This window comes from Thalassotalea sp. 1_MG-2023, from assembly GCF_030546745.1.
In the GTDB taxonomy this organism is placed as follows: Bacteria; Pseudomonadota; Gammaproteobacteria; order Enterobacterales; family Alteromonadaceae; genus Thalassotalea_C.
Genome location: NZ_JAUOPD010000063.1, coordinates 1 through 1,264 on the forward strand (window position 1 = coordinate 1; position 1,264 = coordinate 1,264).

Consider the following 1,264-nt stretch of genomic DNA (forward strand, 5'->3'; position numbering starts at 1 on the left):
TGAACGGGCACATTCTGCATATCATGATATTTTAACACATACCGTGCAGTTACGATTTGATGAGAATGCGTGGCGACAAGCGTGGCAAGCGTTGGTCAAGCGTCATGTTATCTTGCGTACCGCCTTTGATATGGGGAACTACGGCAGCGCACTACAATTGGTGTACAGTGATGTTGACTTACCTTTAGCGGTTGAATACCAAACGGACAAGAGCCAATCTCAACGTCAGACGATTCTAGATGAATGGCTAGCACAAGAAAAAGCGCAAGGTTTTGAATGGGAGAGCCCTGGGCTACTACGTGGGCAAGTGTTTGTTCACAAGGAAGACGGTTTTGTCTTAGGTTTAAGTTTCCACCATGCGATCTTAGATGGTTGGAGTACGTCAATTTTAATGCGTGATTTAACTGGTTTATACCAAGCGGCGTTGGCAGAGACATCAATTGAGTTACCTGTCATGGAAAGTGGTTATAACGACTACATCGCGTTAGAGCAAGTGGCGTTGCATGATGAAGAAACCGTTGATTATTGGCAAACACAGCTGGAGACGCTAGAGCCTACCCATATTTTATCGCGTGACAATACCCGCGGAGAAGGGGTTGAGCGAGCAATGGTGCCAGTGAGTGTAGAAGAAACATCACAGGCGAAGGCATTAGCTGCATCCTTAGGTGTGTCACTTAAGAGCGTGCTGTTGGCTGTGCACTTTAAAGCCTTATATAGCCTGAGTGGTGAGAGTGCGTTAACAACGGGTGTGGTCACGAATGGCCGCCCAGAAACACTCGGTGGTGAGTCCGTGCTGGGTCTGTTTTTAAACAGCCTGCCGTTAAATGTTCAGATCCCGATGTGTAGTTGGACAGAGTGGATTAAAGATCTGTCTAAGCAAGAGCAAAATTTGTGGCGTCATCGTCGTTACCCAATGGCGACCTTGAAGCGAGAGTATGGCGGGGAGCTATTTCAAACCTTGTTTAACTATACGCACTTTAGGGCGTATGACACGCAAGCTGAGGATGGTGTTAGTCCGCTGTTCGGTCGTGGTGCTGAAGAGCTCGAACAAGCGGGTTTTGAACACTCCAATTACGGCTTTATCTTACAAGCGGGTATGACCCCTGACAGTGAGCAGGTTTACTTGATGTTGGAAGTCGACCATAACGAATATGGTAAAGAAGATTTGGCGCGTGCTGTGCAGTTGTATCGACGTTGCTTAGAGCAGTTGTTAACAGCGCCTGAAGGGCAATGTGATAATGCGGTATTAGATGAAGATGAAGTC

General features: G+C 47.2%; 1 protein-coding gene. It reads left to right on the plus strand.

What is annotated here, in order from left to right; genetic code table 11:
- Positions 1–1,264 (plus strand): condensation domain-containing protein (locus Q4489_RS18205; protein WP_303483371.1); only part of this gene is annotated, 1,264 nt, incomplete at both ends.